Source organism: Mesorhizobium sp. WSM4844 (assembly GCF_055811775.1).
The window spans coordinates 1-17691 of record NZ_JBVVQB010000018.1; the positions used below are offsets into that span (position 1 = coordinate 1).

At 62.4% G+C, this 17691-nt stretch carries 16 protein-coding genes and 1 tRNA gene; 15 read left to right on the forward strand and 2 right to left on the reverse strand.

Annotation, left to right across the window (positions count from 1 at the left end; all coding sequences use genetic code 11):
• On the forward strand, positions 1 to 237 hold a 237-nt coding region (locus tag AC0L2A_RS16270; protein WP_473609627.1), incomplete at its 5' end, for a hypothetical protein.
• Positions 238 to 314 (forward strand) — tRNA-Met (locus AC0L2A_RS16275).
• A gap of 164 nt (positions 315 to 478) precedes the next feature.
• Here the strand turns inward: AC0L2A_RS16275 and AC0L2A_RS16280 are convergent.
• Together AC0L2A_RS16280 and AC0L2A_RS16285 are read right to left on the reverse strand one after the other, a co-directional pair.
• On the reverse strand, positions 479 to 2032 hold the full coding sequence (locus AC0L2A_RS16280) for a Fic family protein (protein WP_473609628.1): 1554 nt from the start codon (positions 2030 to 2032) through the stop codon (positions 479 to 481).
• Positions 2033 to 2214: 182 nt separating this feature from the next.
• Positions 2215 to 3042, reverse strand: coding sequence for a MurR/RpiR family transcriptional regulator (locus tag AC0L2A_RS16285; protein WP_473609630.1), 828 nt, complete (start codon positions 3040 to 3042; stop codon positions 2215 to 2217).
• A gap of 152 nt (positions 3043 to 3194) precedes the next feature.
• Between AC0L2A_RS16285 and AC0L2A_RS16290 the strand changes: the two genes are divergently transcribed.
• The 13 genes from AC0L2A_RS16290 (at position 3195) to AC0L2A_RS16350 (ending at position 17688) form a co-directional block, all read left to right on the forward strand.
• Positions 3195 to 4016: an N-formylglutamate amidohydrolase gene (locus AC0L2A_RS16290; RefSeq protein WP_473609631.1), complete on the forward strand. Its 822-nt coding sequence runs from the start codon at positions 3195 to 3197 to the stop codon at positions 4014 to 4016.
• Between the two features lie 21 nt (positions 4017 to 4037).
• A complete protein-coding gene (locus tag AC0L2A_RS16295) occupies positions 4038 to 5552 on the forward strand; it encodes an amino acid permease (RefSeq protein WP_473609632.1) in 1515 nt (504 codons plus the stop codon).
• Between the two features lie 94 nt (positions 5553 to 5646).
• A complete protein-coding gene (locus tag AC0L2A_RS16300) occupies positions 5647 to 7017 on the forward strand; it encodes a glutamine synthetase family protein (protein ID WP_473609634.1) in 1371 nt (456 codons plus the stop codon).
• A gap of 60 nt (positions 7018 to 7077) precedes the next feature.
• Positions 7078 to 7530, forward strand: coding sequence for a DUF7662 domain-containing protein (locus tag AC0L2A_RS16305; RefSeq protein ID WP_473609635.1), 453 nt, complete (start codon positions 7078 to 7080; stop codon positions 7528 to 7530).
• Positions 7530 to 7943, forward strand: a complete 414-nt coding sequence (locus tag AC0L2A_RS16310) for a type II toxin-antitoxin system VapC family toxin (protein WP_473609636.1) — start codon at positions 7530 to 7532, stop codon at positions 7941 to 7943. The genes AC0L2A_RS16305 and AC0L2A_RS16310 overlap by 1 nt, the downstream gene beginning before the upstream one ends.
• Complete coding sequence (locus tag AC0L2A_RS16315) at positions 7921 to 9360, forward strand: aldehyde dehydrogenase family protein (protein ID WP_473609638.1); 1440 nt, start codon at positions 7921 to 7923, stop codon at positions 9358 to 9360. The genes AC0L2A_RS16310 and AC0L2A_RS16315 overlap by 23 nt, the downstream gene beginning before the upstream one ends.
• Before the next feature lie 18 nt (positions 9361 to 9378).
• The gene (locus tag AC0L2A_RS16320; RefSeq protein ID WP_473609639.1) at positions 9379 to 10551 is read left to right on the forward strand and encodes an iron-containing alcohol dehydrogenase; all 1173 of its coding nucleotides are present in this window, start codon (positions 9379 to 9381) and stop codon (positions 10549 to 10551) included.
• A 243-nt stretch (positions 10552 to 10794) separates the two neighbouring features.
• Positions 10795 to 11901 carry an ABC transporter substrate-binding protein gene (locus tag AC0L2A_RS16325; RefSeq protein ID WP_091600400.1) on the forward strand — a complete coding sequence of 369 codons (1107 nt, stop codon included), beginning with the start codon at positions 10795 to 10797 and terminating at the stop codon, positions 11899 to 11901.
• Between the two features lie 157 nt (positions 11902 to 12058).
• Complete coding sequence (locus AC0L2A_RS16330; protein WP_027153284.1) at positions 12059 to 13048, forward strand: ABC transporter permease; 990 nt, start codon at positions 12059 to 12061, stop codon at positions 13046 to 13048.
• Positions 13045 to 13836 (forward strand): ABC transporter permease, encoded by a 792-nt coding sequence (locus AC0L2A_RS16335; RefSeq protein WP_027153283.1) that lies wholly within the window; start codon positions 13045 to 13047, stop codon positions 13834 to 13836. The genes AC0L2A_RS16330 and AC0L2A_RS16335 overlap by 4 nt, the downstream gene beginning before the upstream one ends.
• A 31-nt stretch (positions 13837 to 13867) precedes the next feature.
• A complete protein-coding gene (locus AC0L2A_RS16340) occupies positions 13868 to 14932 on the forward strand; it encodes an ABC transporter ATP-binding protein (RefSeq protein ID WP_091600424.1) in 1065 nt (354 codons plus the stop codon).
• A gap of 195 nt (positions 14933 to 15127) precedes the next feature.
• Positions 15128 to 16678, forward strand: a complete 1551-nt coding sequence (locus AC0L2A_RS16345) for a cation:proton antiporter (RefSeq protein WP_091600402.1) — start codon at positions 15128 to 15130, stop codon at positions 16676 to 16678.
• 95 nt (positions 16679 to 16773) lie between these two features.
• Complete coding sequence (locus AC0L2A_RS16350; protein WP_091600403.1) at positions 16774 to 17688, forward strand: endonuclease/exonuclease/phosphatase family protein; 915 nt, start codon at positions 16774 to 16776, stop codon at positions 17686 to 17688.
• Positions 17689 to 17691 lie beyond the last annotated feature (3 nt).

A 17691-nucleotide genomic window follows, 5' to 3' on the forward strand; every position in this document is an offset into this window, starting at 1 on the left:
AAACGCACGTTGCAAAAATCCAGTCTTCTCCTTACAAAACAGGCCCGCCAATCGGGAACTCGGGCCGCGCAAGCGGCCCTTTCAGTTGGCGAAAGCTTGATTCCAGTGAGCCAAGGCTTACTTCTGACGTTGACGCGGGGTGGAGCAGCGCCCCGTCCGCCCGCAAAGGCCGAAGGCCTCGAGGACGGACAAAACAAAAAGTCCGGGCTGCCCGGCCGGCATTCGCCGTCTGGTTGACGCGGGGTGGAGCAGCCCGGTAGCTCGTCAGGCTCATAACCTGAAGGTCACAGGTTCAAATCCTGTCCCCGCAACCAAACAAAAACGGCCCGCATCACGCGGGCCGTTTTGCGTTTGCAGCCTGGCGCGCACGCCTTCTCCGGCGCGGAAGCGATCAGGCGGTCGAGTTGAGGTCGCCAACGGAGCGGTTCGATTGCCGGAAGTGACGAAAGCGCCGCGATAGATGTTACCCATGGAACAATCATGCCTGCAGGCCGGGTCCGAAGGTTTGGTGGTAGATCGCCTCGATCCGCTCCGCCTCGTCATCCGTTAGAGCGGCGAATTCCCTTTCACGGGCGCGGTTCGAAAGGCGGCCGCCGTTCTGATGAAGCAAGCGAAAGAGCAGATCGGTTAGACGCTCGGGCATGTCGATGAAGGCATCGACCTGCTGCCGGAACTGATCGTAGCGGCGCAGGAAGGCGGTCTCGTCGGGAATATCCTTTTCTATCGTCCGCCGGACGCAGGCGTAGAGAAATTCGGCGTGGGGCGTCGCGTCGAAGAAGCGGTAGAAATCCCCAGTGTCGTTCAGGACGCGGACATTGAATTGCGGCGTCGGCTGCCATTCGATCAGCGGCAGCAGGCGCTGCGAATAACTCTCAAGCACGCCCCGGTACTCGTCGATTTTCTCCAGTATCGCGGCCGAAACAGGGGACACTAATCCTCGCGGGTTCAAGCCGCGCGCGGCAAGGACATGATGGATCAGGTAGCGGTGAATGCGGCCGTTTCCATCTTCGAACGGGTGGATGTAGACGAAGCCGAATGCGAGGATCGCCGCGACGATGACCGCATCGAGGCTTTGGGCGGGGCCGCGGTCGAACGCGACCAGGCCGTCGATCAACGATTCCAGGTCCTCGGGCCGGGCGCTGATGTGATCGGGCAGCGGCATGCGGTTGTCGCGGTCATGCCCGCCGACGAAGCCGCCCTCCTGCCGGAAGCCGAGCTTCACGAAGCGGGCATCGCCGAGCACGATCCTTTGCAGGCGCAGCAGTTCATCGCGGTCAAGCGGCTGACGACCGGCCTCGCCGATGGCGCGGCCCCAGCGCTGGATGCGGTCCTGCGGCGGACGCTCGCCCTCTATCGCATAGCTTGATCGCGAGTCCTTGAGCAGAAGGAAAGCGGCCGTCCGAGCAAGCAGGTCGCGCGGCACGTTCGCGACGATCGCCTGCGCACGCCGAGGCAGGTCGAGGCCGATGAATTCTTCAAGGGCTTTGGTGCGGAACACGAGCGGGCAGAAATACGGCGTGCCGGGCAGGTTGTCCTTCACGCGGTAGCGCGGAGCGGTCTTGCCCCGCGCCGCCCATTGCAGTTCGGGGTCGACAACAGGAACATAGCGTCCGGCGGTCGCGTCGGGGAGATCGAGGCGCGTGTCCGTCAGCCACTCATAGAGAAACCAGATCCGGCGGGCGTAGCTGCCGGTCGGGCTTTTGCGAACAAGCGCTTCAATCGGTGCGGTTCCGGTCGCCAGAAACAGCTGCTTGAGGATTGCCAGGTCCAGTCCTTCGTATTTGAGAGCGAAGGTCAGGTGGCCTTCAAGGGTTGAATGCGGCGCATGCCGGGGCGTCATGATGCGCCAGCCGTCCCGCTCGGTGATGCGGTGATGCTCGCCGGTAGCGGAGAGAGTCCGCGGCAGAGGCACGGCAAGCCCATAGGCCCCGATCAGCGCGCTGTAGCCGGCAAGAGTCGCGGTTTCAGGAAGGCGCAGTTCCTGAAAAACGTTCACCGGCCCTGAAAATTGATGCTCCTGCGGAGCAGCCATGAAAACCGTACCTCGCGTTCGAATTTTGGTACGATCCACCAAAATCCCTGAAAAATGATTCTAACTTATGAGAAATGATGCGTCAAATGCGTATCTCACGAAAAGTGATTCTGAGGGTAGCTGAAAAACTGCTTGAAAATACTTTTTGCTGCTGGTCGGGTTCGTCTGTTCAGCCCGCGCCTCTACCGCAGGCTTTCCAACTCGCGGATGCGTTTGGCGCCGTCGGCCTCGAGCTGCCGGGTGACGGCGCCGATCAGCGTTTCGGCCACGACGAAAAGGGCTGCCGAAGAATCCCAGGCCGAGGGCACGGCGGTGCGCCCGGCGATGACATGGCGGGCAAAGCGGGCGATTGGCGACAGCCACTGGTCAGTGAACAGCACGATCTGCACGCCGCGCTGGTGTGCCGTCTCGGCGAAGCGGACCAGGCTGTCCTGGTAGCGCCTGATGTCGAAGATCACCAGCACATCGCGCTTGCCCATGTCGATCAGCCGATCGCGCCAGACGCTTTCCTGTCCGGCGAGGTGAAAGACGTTGGGCTGGATGATGGCGAGGTGGGCGGCCATGTAGCGCGCCAGCGGATCGGTGAAGCGGCCGCCGATCAGGAAGGTTTTGCCGCGTCGGTCGACAAGCTTTGCGACGATGTCGGCAAGCTGCTTGTCGGACAGGTGCCTGAACGTTTCGCGCATGTTGTCGAGCGTCGCCTCCAGCATCGGCGACACCGCGCCGCCGTTCGGCGATGGCGGGTTGAGAGTGCGCGATGCCGGCGACTGCAGTTGCGCCGCGAGTTCGTCCTGCAGCGCCGACTGGAATTCCGGGTAGTTCTGGAAGCCGAGGCGGGCGACGAAACGCAGGATCGTCGGCGAGGAGACGCCAGCGGCAGCTGAGAATTCGGCGACCGTCTTCAGGCCGATCAGCGGATAGCTCGCGATCAGCGTCTGCGCTGCGCGGCGCTCGCCCGCCGGCATCGTGCCGATGCGGTCCGAGATCAGTTCGGCAATGCTCGAAATCATCTTTTCCCCATGCCCGGCCGTTTTGCCGAAATCGCATTTGACCCGAAATCGCGTTTGACAAAGCCGGACAAACTGTATGAAATCATCCACAGGGACGCAATGAGGCAAAATACGTAACATACGATACAGCGCTCCCCGGGGACGACAGGATAATGGAGACAGCACGGCCCGCCAGCCTTGCATCGCCTGAAGCCGTAGGGGTGACGAACCCCGGCGGATCGAGCCCTTTCGTGCTGACCTGCGACCACGCCTCCAATTTCCTGCCGCCGGAATTCGGAACGCTCGGCCTTGCTGCCGAAGCGCTTTCCCGCCACATCGCCTGGGATCCCGGCGCGTTGCCGGTGGCCCGCCGCATGGCCGCGGCGCTTGACGCGACGCTGGTCGAGACCCGCATTTCGCGGCTTGTCATCGACTGCAACCGCCCGCTCGACGCACCCGATCTGGTGCCGCCGGTTAGCGAGACCACAACCATTCCGGGCAATGCCGGCCTGTCGCAAAAGCAGCGCGCCGCGCGCATCGCCCTGTCCTGGCAACCTTTTCACGATGCGGTCGCTGACATCATCGACACAAGGCTGGCGCGCGGGCTCGAGACGCGGCTGGTTTCAATCCATTCCTTCAACCCGGTCTACAACGGCAAGAGCCGGCCCTGGCACATCGGCGTCATCCATGACGAGGATCGTCGGCTGGCAGCGCCGCTTGTCGCCGCGCTGCAGCGGCTCGCCGGTGTCACAGTCGGCATCAACGAACCCTATTCGCCGGCCGACCGTGTCTATTTCACGCTGGAACGGCACGCGCGCCCGCGGGAGCTACCCTGCGCGATGATCGAAATCCGCAACGACGAAATATCTGACGAAGCCGGGCAGCGAAAATGGGCGGATCTGCTCACGGGGATTTTTTCCGATCTCGAGCCGTCATCCGGATCCCAGGGATCTGGCCGGCGCGGGCTCGGCCATCCGGTGGAACCGGTCAACTGACAAGAAGAAGGGGACTTTCAAATGGCAGGCGGTAATACGAAGCAAGTTGGCAGCGTCGCATATGCGAAGCGCGACAAATCTTATTTCGAGGACCGGCAACTGGTGCGTCACACCAATGTCTGGCATCTGTGGGCGCTCGGCGTCGGCGCCGTCATATCCGGGCATTTTTCGGGCTGGAATTTCGGATTCGGGACAGGCGGCTGGGGCGGCATGCTGGTGGCCGGCATCATCATCGCCATCATGTATGTCGGCCTCGTCTTCTCGATCGCCGAGATGAGCCCGGCTTTGCCGCACACCGGCGCTGCCTACTCCTTCGCCCGGACGGCCATGGGGCCGTGGGGCGGCTTCATCACCGGGCTTTGCGAAAACGTCGAGTATGTGGTGACGCCCGCCGTCATCGCCTTCTTCATCGGCTCCTATATGGGAGGCATCTGGTCGGTCGCCTTTCCCGACTCCAGCGTCTGGCCGCCGCTCTGGTGGCTGGTGACCTATGCCGTGTTCCTGGCTTTGAATATTTTCGGCGTCGCGCTGTCCTTCCGCGTCACGCTGATCGTCACGCTGCTGTCGCTGGCCGTGCTGATCGTGTTCTGGATCAGCGCCATCCCGAGCATGGACTTTTCGCGCTGGGCGTTGAACATCGGCGTCGGTCCGGACGGAGCGGCGATGGAGCTTCCCGAAGGCAATGGCTCGATGTTCCCGTTCGGTTTCTCCGGCGTGCTGGCGACGTTGCCTTTTGCGGTTTGGCTGTTCCTGGCGATCGAGCAGCTTCCGCTGGCGGCGGAAGAATCGGTCGATCCCAAGCGCGACATGCCGCGCGGCATTATCGCCGGCATGCTGACGCTGATGGTCTCGGCCTTCATGATCGTGCTGCTCAACCCGTCGGTCGTCGGCGTTGGTTCGTTCAAGCTCGCGACTTCCGGCGAGCCTCTGCTTGACGGGTTCCGGGCGATTTATGGCGACTCGGGCGCAGTGCTGCTTGGCGTCATCGCGCTGATTGGATTGATCGCAAGCTTCCACACCATCATCTTCGCCATGGGCCGCCAGGTCTATTCGCTGAGCCGCGCCGGCTATTTCCCGTCGGCGCTGTCGGTGACCCACAAATCGTACAAGACGCCGTATGTGGCGATGTTTGCGGGCGCCATCGTCGGCTTCGGCATCATGCTGATCATGTGGTTCGCGCTTGGCGGCACCACGGCCGGTTCGCTTATCGGCTCGGTGTTGCTGAATATGGCGGTGTTCGGCGCGATGTTCTCCTACATCCTGCAGGCGGTGTCCTTCATCCTGCTGCGCCAGAACCAGCCGAACATGGAACGTCCCTATCGCAGCCCGCTCGGCGTCCCGGGCGCCGTGCTGACGATCATCATCGGCGTGGTCACCCTGCTCTACCAGATTCAGGACGCGAACTTCACCAAGGGCGTGGTCTGGGTGGCGCTGTGGTTCGCCATCGCGATCGTCTATTTCGGGCTGGTTGGCCGTCACAAGCTGATCCTGTCGCCGGAAGAAGAGTTCGCGCTGGAGCACGCGCAGAAAGCCTGACCTGTTTTGGTATCTCAACTACCCGGCCGCGCTTCCGCGGCCGGGTCCAGATTTGAACTCTCGAAGCGCCATAAGGGCGGCGGAGCTTGCAAGAATGGCCGGAAATTTCTCGTTCGATCAGTTGAAGAAGGCGGTCTCCAGCGGTGAGGTCGACACGGTGCTGGCGTGCATTGTCGACATGCAGGGGCGGCTGGCGGGAAAGCGGTTCCTGGCACAGTATTTCGTCGATTCCGCCCATGACGAGACGCATGGCTGCAACTACCTCCTGGCCGCCGACATCGATATGGAACCGGTGCCTGGCTACAAGGCGGCGAGCTGGTCGAAAGGCTATGGCGACTTCGTCATGAAGCCGGATATGTCGACGCTGCGGCGCATTCCATGGCTGGAAAAGACGGCGCTGGTGATCTGCGACGTGCTCGACCACCACACCCATGACGACCTGCCGCATTCGCCGCGCGCCATCCTGAAGAAGCAGGTCAGGCGGCTGAGCGAACGGGGCTATCTCGGCTATTTCGCCTCCGAGCTCGAATTCTATCTGTTCAGCGAAACCTACGATTCCGCCCGCAAGAAGCACTGGCAGGGCCTCGACACAGCCTCGCCCTATATCGGCGACTACCAGATCGGCATCACCACCAAGGAAGAAGGCGTCATGCGCCGGCTGCGCAACGAGATGCAGGCGGCCGGCATTCCGATCGAGAACTCCAAGGGCGAGTGGGGTCCGGGCCAGGAAGAAATCAATGTCCGCTATGCCGAGGCGCTCGAGATGGCCGACCGCCACGTCATCCTGAAGAACGGCGCCAAGGAAATCGCCGAGTCTGAAGGCAAGGCGGTCTCGTTCATGGCCAAGTACAATTACGGGCTGGCCGGCAATTCCAGCCATATCCACAATTCGCTGTGGAGCGCCGACGGCGAGACGCCGCTTTTCTACGACAAAAAGGCCGAATGGACGTTGTCGACGCTTGGCCAGCAATGGGCGGCGGGCCAGCTCAAATATGCCAGGGAATTCACCTGGTTCCTGGCCCCCTACGTCAACTCCTACAAGCGCTTCCAGGCCGGCACCTTCGCGCCGACCAAGATCATGTGGAGCGAGGACAACCGTACCGCCGGTTTTCGCCTGTGCGGCGAGGGCACCAAGGGCATCCGCATGGAGTGCCGCATCGGCGGCGCCGACCTAAACCCCTATCTCGCCTTCGCCGCGCTGATCGCGGCCGGCCTTGCCGGCATCGATGAAAAGCTTGAACTGCAAAAACCCTTCGTCGGCGATGCCTATCAGGCCTCGCAGCTGCCGGAAATTCCGAAGACCCTGCGTGACGCCACCGAGACGCTGGCGAAATCGGAGATGCTGAAGCAGGCGCTCGGCGACGGCGTGCTCGAGCATTATGTCCATACGGCGCACTGGGAGCAGTTCGAATACGACCGTCGCATTACCGATTGGGAACTGCACAGGGGGTTCGAGCGTTATTAGAAAGATAGTAAGATACTATCAATACCTTGACCGAAAATGCGGCTTGAGCTAGGTTGTGCGATGACCGAAGGAACCAAATACCATCCGCTTTTCGAGCATCTCCTGTTCTCGGGCCAGGGCCAGATGTCGATGAGCTTCGCAGAGATCGAGCAAGTTATCGGTGGCCGCTTGCCGCCGTCGGCACGACAGCGGGAGGAATGGTGGGCGAACAGCCCGAGCGGGCACAGCCAGGCGCGCGCTTGGTTGCGCGCAAACTACCGGGCATCTCGTGTCGATCTTGCGAACGAGCGGGTGGATTTCAAACTGGAGGGATGGCCCGAAGGTTATCGAAAGCCGAATATGGCTACCACAGACAAGACTCGTTCAGGAATGGCGGAACAAGCGCAAGCCAGCTACGAACTTCCGCAGGGAAATACCGACCATCCTCTTTTCGGCATATGGACGGGCAAGGTCACGCTTCTCCAAGGACATGATTACACGAGGCCGGCCTTTGAGCCTGACGTGCTGCCGTGATGCACAGGCTGCTGCTCGACACTTGCGCGATCATATGGATAGCGCTGAACGAGCCAATCACGCCGGAAGCCAAGATTGCCATCAACAGCGCCGCGGCTGTTGACGAGAAGGTCCGGGTTTCCCCCATTTCGGCCTGGGAGTTGGGCCTGCTGAGCGCCAAGGGCCGGTTGGCGGCAGCAAAGTCGCCAGCAAGCATTTTTGGGGAAGTGATCGCCACGCCAGGCATCAAGGTCGAGGCTCTTTCGCCGGAATTGTTGATTGAATCGTCTTTCTTGCCTGGATCGCTCCACGGCGATCCGGCGGATAGGATATTGATCGCGACAGCGCGGGCGTTCGATTTGACGCTCGTGACGCGCGATCAGTCAATACTGGATTATGCAAGAGCCGGGCATGTTCGCGCCCTTGCCTGCTGACGCTTTGCCTTCGATATATGGAGACGCCCACTTGGAAACCGTAAAACTCAAATCCCCCGTCGATGGTTCGATCTATGCCGAACGGCCCATCGCCACGGACCAGGCGATCAATGCCGCGGTCGAGCGTGCCAAGGCGGCGCAGGAGAAATGGGCCGAGACGCCGATCGTCGAGCGCGGCAAGTATATGCTCGCCATGCTGGAAGCGCTGGTCGCCATGACCGACGAGATCGTGCCGGAGATGGCCTGGCAGATGGGCCGCCCGGTACGCTATGGCGGCGAGTTCGGCGGCGTCAGGGAACGCACCAGCTACATGGTCGAGATTGCGGAAGCGGCACTCAAGCCGGTGATGGCCTCCAATCCCAAAGACGGGTTTCGCCGCTATGTGAAGAAGGTGCCGCTCGGCGTGGTCCTGGTGATCGCGCCGTGGAACTATCCCTATCTCACCGCCGTCAACACCATCGTGCCGGCGCTGATGGCCGGCAGCGCCGTCATCCTCAAGCATGCGGCGCAGACGCTTCTGGTCGGCGAACGCTTTCAACAGGCGTTCGACAAAGCAGGCCTGCCCAAGGGTCTGTTCCAGAACCTCGTCATGAACCATGCGCAGACCGAAACACTGCTCGGCTCGGGCAAGATCGACCATGTCAATTTCACCGGCTCGGTTGCCGGCGGCCGCGCCATCGAAAAGGCCGCAGCGGGCACCTTCATGACGCTCGGCCTTGAACTCGGCGGCAAGGATCCGGCCTATGTCCTGGCCGACGCCAAGATCGACCATGCCGTCGCCAACCTGGTCGACGGCGCCTTCTACAATTCCGGCCAGTGCTGCTGCGGCATCGAGCGCGTCTATGTCCACGAGAAGGTCTATGACGAATTCGTCGAAGGCTTCATCGCCGAAACCAGGAACTACGTCGTCGGCAACCCGCTCGACCAGGCGACGACGATGGGGCCGATGGCACAGGCGCGCTTTGCCGACCTGATCCGCGAGCAGAAGGCCGAGGCGCTGCGCAAGGGCGCCAGGGCGCATATCAACATGAGGGTGGCCAACGACGAGCAAGGCTCGCCCTATCTGGCGCCGGAAGTGCTGACCGAAGTCGATCACCAGATGAGCGTCATGCGCGAGGAGAGCTTTGGGCCGATCGTCGGCATCATGAAGGTGCGCAACGACGAAGAGGCGATCGCGCTGATGAACGACAGCCCCTACGGTCTGACGGCCTCGATCTGGACCAGCGACACCGAGCATGCGGCGGCGATCGGTGATCGCGTCGAGACCGGCACCGTGTTCATGAACCGCTGCGACTATCTCGATCCGGCGCTGGTCTGGACCGGCGTCAAGGACACCGGCAAGGGCGCCGCACTCTCGGCCATCGGCTACGACAATCTGACGAGGCCGAAATCATATCATCTGCGTGAAGCCATCTGATTTTCTCGAAAGACAAAAATGACAAAATTGATTTCCAAATGGAACTACCCGACAACCGTGCGCTTCGGCGCGGGACGCATCAAGGAATTGCCTGATGTGCTTGATGCCACCGGCATCAAGCGGCCGCTGTTCGTCACCGATCCGGGGCTGGCCAAACTTCCGGTCGTCGCTTCGACGTTGAAGATCCTCGACGATGCCAAGGTACCCTATGGCGTGTTTTCCGAGGTCAAGCCGAACCCGGTGGACTCCAACCTGATCGCCGGCATTGCGGTGTTCAAGCAGGGCAAGCATGACGGCGTCATCGCCTTCGGTGGCGGCTCGGCGCTCGACCTCGGCAAGCTGATCGCTTTTCAGGCCGGCCAGACGCGGCCGGTCTGGGATTTCGAGGATATCGGCGACTGGTGGACGCGCGCCAACGCCGACGCGATCGCACCGATCATCGCCGTGCCGACCACGGCCGGCACCGGCTCGGAAGTCGGCCGCGCCGGCGTCATCACCAATGAAGCGACCCACACCAAGAAGGTGATCTTCCATCCGAAACTTTTGCCGGCCATCGTCATCGCCGATCCGGAACTGTCGGTCGGCATGCCCGGCTTCATCACCGCCGGCACCGGCATGGATGCGCTCGCCCATTGCCTCGAGGCTTATTGCGCGCCGGGCTATCATCCGATGGCCGACGGCATCGCGGTCGAAGGCGTGCGGCTGGTCTTCGAAAACTTGCCGAAAGCTTATGCCAACGGCAAGGATCTTGTAGCCCGCGCCCACATGATGAGCGCGGCCGCCATGGGCGCCGCCGCCTTCCAGAAAGGGCTGGGCGCCATCCACTCGCTGTCGCATCCGATCGGCGCGCTCTACGACACCCATCACGGCATGACCAACGCCGTGTTCATGCCTTATGTGCTGGCCTTCAACCGCGACGCCATCGAGGCGCGCATCGCCCGGCTCGCGGCTTATTGCGGCATCAAGGGCGGCTTCGACGGCTTCGCCAAGGCCGTCACCAAGCTGCGCAAGGAATTGAAGGTGCCGCACGCGCTGCCGGGCCTGATCCAGGGGCTCGACATGGACAAGAAGCGCAAGGGCCTGATCGCCGACATGGCGGTGGTCGATCCGACCGCCGGCGGCAACCCGGTCAAGCTGACCAGGAAGGCGGCGCTGACGCTGCTCGAAAACGCCATTGCCGGCACCGCCTGACACAGTATTCGCGCCGGAAACTGATCCGGGAAACTAGGGGCAAAGAAAGGGGGAAAGATGAAAGGTATGACGGAAACTCGTTAGCCGGAAAAATAATCGCGGAGCGATTGCTACAGCCGGTTAAAAAGAGTTTACTTTTTCGTACTGCAGGGCATCGCTTTCACAAAGCATTCATCGGGCTGTCACACGAAAACGATACCGCATCGCAGGCGTCCAACGGCGTCAGTTCAACGGAGAGAACACATGTTCAAATTCACGGGAAAAGTACTTTCCCTTACGGCCGTCGCCCTGATGGCGACCTCTGCCATCTCGTCGGCGCAGTCAATGGATGAACTGGTCGCCGCCGCCAAGGCGGAAGGCCAGCTCACCACCATCGCGCTGCCGCATGACTGGTGCGGCTATGGCGCGGTGATCGCCGGCTTCAAGGCGAAATATCCGGAAATCACCGTCAACGAGCTCAACCCCGATGCCGGCTCCGGAGACGAGATCGAGGCGATCAAGGCCAACAAGGACAATAAGGGCCCGCAGGCACCCGACGTCATCGACGTCGGCCTGTCCTTCGGCCCGACCGCCAAGGCCGACGGCCTGATCCAACCCTACAAGGTGTCGACCTGGGACACGATCCCCGACAGCGCCAAGGATCCCGAAGGCTACTGGACCGGCGACTATTACGGCGTGCTGGCGATGATGGTGAACAAGGATCTGGTCAAGGAAGTGCCGGCTGATTGGGCCGATCTTCTTAAGCCGGAATACGCCAACGCCGTCGCGCTCGCCGGTGATCCACGCGCCTCGAATCAGGCAATCCAGGCGGTCTACGCCGCTGGTCTTTCAAGCGGCGCCGCGGCCGGTGAAGCCGCAGGTACTGCCGGCCTCGAGTTCTTCAAGAAGCTCAATGCCGCCGGCAATTTCGTGCCGGTCATCGGCAAGCCGGCGACGCTTGCACAGGGTCAGACACCGATCCTGATCAACTGGGACTACAACGCGCTTGCCGGCCGCGACACGCTGAAAGGCAATCCGCCGGTCGACGTCGTCGTGCCGAAGACCGGTGTCGTCGCCGGCGTCTACGTGCAGGCGATCAGCGCCTACGCGCCGCATCCGAACGCTGCCAAGCTCTGGCTGGAATATCTCTATTCCGACGAAGGCCAGATCGGCTGGCTGAAGGGCTATTGCCACCCGATCCGCTTCAACGATCTCGCCAAGAACGGCAAAATCCCGGAGGACGTGATGGCCAAGCTGCCGCCGGCCGCATCCTATGAGGCCGCGGTGTTCCCGTCGCTCGATGAGCAGGGCAAGGCCAAGGAAGTCATCACCAAGAACTGGGACGCCGTCGTCGGCGCCAACGTTCAGTAAGGTTGAAAGCCGGGCGGCTTCACCGCCGCCCGGTATTCCCGCTAGAGCGACGTGCGTCAGACGCGCAAAGTACGCTCTAGAACTCAAATTTCCGCATCGTGCTTTCCGAAAATCGAGTTCGATTTTCGGGCCGATGCGATAAGACGGTAGCCGGCGCATGACCGATCTCTCGCTTTCCGATCACGCGATTGCCGGGAAGACGGCGCCGCCCAGCGAGGCGCGCGCGTTTCGGCTGCCGACGCAATGGCTGGGCGTGGCGCCGTTCTTCATCTTCGCCATCATGTTCCTGGTCCTGCCCACACTCTATCTGGTGCTTGGCGCCTTCCAGAACGCTGCCGGCACGTTCACCTTCGACAACATTGTCGGTATCTTCGACCCACCCAATCTGTCGAACTACATACAGTGCCAATATGATTCCTGGATCTCCTGGGTCGACGGAAACTGCAGGCTGCCCACGATCCTTGCCGCCTACTGGATCTCGATCAAGATCAGCCTCGCTTCGTCGCTCATCGGGGCATTTGCCGGTCTGGCCATTGCCATTGCCATCGTGCGCGGCGGCCTGCCGAACTGGATACGTTCGGCGACGCTGACCTTTTCCGGCGTGGCTTCGAATTTCGCCGGCGTGCCGCTAGCCTTTGCGTTCCTCGCTACGCTCGGCCGGCTCGGCCTCGCGACGGTGATCCTGAACACCGTGTTCGGCCTCAACATCTACGCCCACGGCTTCAACATCCTGTCGTTCTGGGGCCTGACGCTGACCTATGTCTATTTCCAGATCCCGCTGATGGTGGTCATCATCACGCCGGCGATCGACGGACTGAAGAAGGAATGGGGCGAGGCGGCCGCGACGCTTGGCGCCACCACGGCGCAATACTGGCGCATGGTCGTCATCCCAGTGATATGGCCGAGTTTTCTCGGCACCGTCATCCTGCTGTTTGCCAACGCCTTTGGCGCTATCGCCACCGCCTATGCGCTGACCGGCTCGTCGCTCAACATCATTCCCATCGTGCTTTACGCACAGATCCGCGGCGACGTGCTGCACAACCCGCATCTCGGCTATGCCATTGCCTTCGGCATGATCGTCATCACCGGCCTCGCCAACGTCTTCTACATCTGGTTCCGGACGCGCAGCGAAAGGTGGCTCAAATGAAGAGCGGACGTTTCTGGGCCTGGGTCGTCTTCGCGCTGGGTGCGGCCTATTTCTTCATTCCGCTGATCGCGACCGTGGAATTCTCGATGCGCATGCGGCGCGGGGTCTATTCCTTCGATGCCTACGAGGTCGTGCTTGGCGATCCCCGCTTCCAGGCGACCTTCGGCTATTCGGTGCTTGCCGCCATCTTCACCATCATCCTCGGCGTGCTCATTGTTGTGCCCACCGCCTACTGGATCCGGCTACGGCTGCCGCAACTGAGACCGGTCGTCGAGTTCATCACTCTGCTGCCGCTGGTCATCCCCGCCATCGTCATCGTCTTCGGCTACATCAGAATGTACGGATCGAACTCGCCGCTGCCGTTCCTGGCGAGCGACACGGGCACCAACGCCTTGCTGGTCATCGGCTATGCGACGCTGGCGCTGCCCTATATGTACCGCGCCGTCGACACCGGGCTTCGCACTATCGACGTGCGCACGCTGACGGAAGCGGCGCAGATCCTCGGCGCCGGCTGGGGCACGATCATCGCCCGTGTCATTCTGCCCAATGTGCTGATCGCGGTATTGTCGGGCGCCTTCCTTACCTTCGCTATCGTCCTCGGCGAATTCACCATGGCCAGCCTGCTCAATCGGCCGGCCTTCGGTCCCTACCTGCAGAACATCGGCGCCAATCGCGCCTATGAGCCGGCGGCACTTGCCATCATCGCCTTCGCCATTACCTGGGCGTGCATGTCGCTGATCCAGATCCTGTCGCGTTTTGCGCCGCGATCGGCGAACCGGCCAAACTGACCGAAAAGTACTGACCGAAAGAAAAAAAGCCATGGCCGAGCCATTCCTCTCCATCCAGCATGTGCGAAAATCCTTCGGCGCCACCACCGTGGTCCAGGATTTCAACCTCGACGTCGAGCCGGGCGAATTCGTCTCCTTCCTCGGGCCATCGGGCTGCGGCAAGACGACGGTGCTGCGTATGGTCGCCGGCTTCGAGGAGCCGAGCGCCGGCAAGATCGTCGTCGCCGGCAAGGACATCACCCGGCTCAAGCCCAACCAGCGCAATGTCGGCATGGTGTTCCAGGCCTATGCGCTGTTTCCCAACCTGACGGTGGCGCAAAACATCGGCTTCGGGCTGAAGGTCGCGGGCATGCCCAAGGCCGATGCCGACAGGCGCGTTGCCGAGATGCTCGACCTCATCAAGCTGCCGCAGATGGGCGACCGCTATCCTTATCAGCTCTCCGGCGGCCAGCAGCAGCGCATCGCGCTGGCGCGGGCTATTGCGCCGAAGCCGAAGCTCCTGCTGCTCGACGAGCCGCTGTCGGCGCTCGACGCCAAGGTGCGCGTGTCGCTGCGCGAGGAAATCCGCTCGATCCAGAAGAGGCTCGGCATCACCACCATCTTCGTCACCCACGACCAGGAAGAGGCGCTGTCGATCTCCGACCGCATCGCCGTCATGTATGGCGGCAAGGCCGAGCAGGTCGGCACGCCGTTCGAGATCTACAACCGGCCGGCAACCAAGTTCGTCGCCAATTTCGTCGGCACGCTGAACGTGCTCGAAGGCACCGTCACCGATGCAGCCTCGGGCAAGGTGCGCGTCAATTCGCAAGAGGTCTCGCTGCAGGGAAAGCTAAACGGCTCAAAGTCCGGCGACACGCTGTCGCTGGCGCTGCGGCCCGAGGCGATTTCGCTCGGCCGCCATCCCGGCCGCGACTCCAGTCTTTCGGGCGAGATCACCGAAGTGCACTTCCTCGGCTCGGTCATCCGGGTTCGCGTCGGCATCGGCGGCAGCACGGTGTCGCTCGACACGTTCAACAGCCCGGCCGCGCCGCCGCCCGCTGTCGGCGAAAAGGCCGAGATTTCGTTCTCGTCGGGTGACATGCTGGTGCTGCATTAGGGGAAGAGTGAATGGTGAATAGTGAATAGTGAATAGCAAGAAGGCGCTTTACGCGCCGAGATTTCTCTGCAAGCGACCATTCACCATTCACCATTCACCATTCACCATTCACCATTCACCATTCACCATTCACCAGCCAAACTCGTCGCCGTTTTTTTGCCTGCCAATCGCCCGGCTTCGCCGCTACGATGAGGCATGGCGCTTTTCGAGCTGACCCTTATTCTCCTGCTGATCGCCGTCGCGCTGACGGCGTTGTCGCGGCGTCTCCAGGTTCCCTATCCGTCGTTGCTGGCGTTGGCAGGCGCGGGCATCGCCTTCCTGCCGTTTGCGCCGACCATCGAGATCGATCCCGAACTGGCGCTTGCCTTGTTCATCGCGCCGGTGCTTCTTGACGCGGCCTACGACACGTCGCTGCGCGATCTCAATCGCTACAGACTGCCGCTTTTCTTGCTGGCGCTTGGCGCCGTCGTTTTCACCACCGCTGCCGTGGCGCTCGTTGGATGGACGATGGCAGGCCTGCCGATCGCTGCGGCCATTGCGCTGGGCGCGATCGTGGCGCCGCCCGATGCCGTGGCGGCGTCGGCCGTGCTTGGACAGTTCAAGGTGCCGCACCGCGTCACCGCGATCCTGCAAGGCGAAAGCCTGCTCAACGATGCCACGGCACTGCTGATCTACCGCATGGCGGTTTCCGCAGCCGCCGGCTCCATCCTGCTGAGCAGCGCGGTTCCGATGATCTTGCTGTCGACGGTCGGCAGCCTTGCCGCTGGTTACGTGCTCGGCCGATTGTCTCTCGTCACCCTCAGCCGCATCAGAGATCCGGCAAGCGGCACGGTGGTGCAATTTGCCGGGACGTTCGGCGTCTGGATCCTGGCCGACAGGATCGGGCTCTCCGCCATCATAACGATCGTCGTCTATGCCATGACCATCGCACGTACCGCGCCGCGCCACATGCCGGCCAGAAATCGCATCAGCTCCTACTCGGTCTGGGAGACGGCGGTGTTCGTGCTCAACGTGCTTGCCTTCGTCCTGATGGGACTTCAGGCACGGTCGATCGTCGGCCGGCTTGCCGAGCAGGGGCAGGTCGAAGCGTTTGTCTTTGCCGCAGCCGTGCTGGCTGTCGTCATCGTCTCGCGTCTCGTCTGGGTGCTGGGATGCGGCGCGATCATGAGGTGGCTCGCCAGCTTCGGTGACGCGGAACGGCAGGCCGAGGCCCCGTCATTTCGCGGCGGCGTACTGATCGGCTGGTGCGGCATGCGCGGCCTTGTCACGCTTGCAGCAGCATTTGCCTTGCCGGCCGACTTTCCCGGCCGCGACCCGATCGTGCTCGCCGCTTTCTCGGTCGTGCTCGGCACCCTGGTGCTGCAAGGCATCAGCCTGAAGCCGCTGCTGCGCCTGCTTCGTCTCGATCCGGACGGAACTGTCGACCGCGAGGTCGCGCAGGCACGCGTCGCCATCATGCAGGCCGCGCTGGAGGTGTTGAGCGGCAAGACATCGAATGCCGCGGCCGTGGTCCGCGAGCAATTTGCCGCGCAGCGCACGATCGCTGAAAACCCTGACGACGCCCAGGCAGCGACCGAGTACGACAGGTTGCGCCTCTATGCCATCAAGAGCCAGCGTGACGCGCTGGAGCAATTGCGTATCGACGGGACGATCGGCGACGAAGCGTATCATCGCCTGGAGGAGGAAATCGACTGGTCGGAACTGGCCGCCTCTCCGCCGGGACGATTCCAGCCGCTGACGACTTAGCTGCGCTATCTGGCCCAAGCTCTCTGCATCCGGCTGCACATTGCAACCAATCCGCCAAACCGCTACTGCCATCACGAAATTGAGCCGGTTAAGCAATGAAGCTGGTCAGCTACAACATCCAATACGGTTTCGGCAGCGACGGCCGCTACGATCTCGCGCGTTCCGCCGAGGTTGTCGCTGGCGCAGACATCATCGCGTTGCAGGAAGTGGAACGGCACTGGCTGCGCAGCAACGAGGACGACCAGCCGGAACTTCTCTCGCGACTGCTGCCCGAACATTATTGGGTTTATGGGCCGGCCTTCGACATGGACGCCAGCGAGCGGCGTGACGGCCGCATCGTCAACCGGCGGCGGCAATTCGGCACCATGGTCCTGTCCAAGCTGCCGATCGTCTGGTCGCGCCTGCACACGCTGCCGCTGCGCCGCACCGTGCGTCCGCTCAACACCCGCAACGCAGCGCTGGAATGCATGATCCACACCCCTGCCGGTCCGGTGCGGGTGCTGTCGCTGCATCTGGCGCATATCGCCGCCGAAGAGCGGCTGGAGCAGATCGACTATCTGCTCGCCGAGCATCGCCGCGCGCCGTCCGACGGCGGCCCGTGGAGCGGCGCCGACGATGAGCCCGTGCGCAACTGGAGCAATGGCGAGCCGGAGCCGGAAAACCCGCTGGCGGCGATCTGGATGGGCGATTTCAACATGGAGCCGGGCAGTGCCGAGTACCGGCGCATCGTTGGCAGCACGCCGTACCATCGCGGTGCTGCCTATCTCAACGGTTTTGTCGATGCCGCCGCCGTCGCCAGCGACCCGACGGCGGAGTTCCATACCCATGTGAAGACCATCGACGGCAGGCTGGCAAAGCGACGGCTCGACCATTGCTTCGTCGGCGGGATGTTGGCGGGACGGGTCCGCTCGGCCAGTGCCGATATCGACGAAATCGCCTCGGACCATTTTCCGCTGCGGGTCGAGATCGACCTGGAAACGCCGTTCGGGACGGGGGCCGAAGGCGCATGAGCC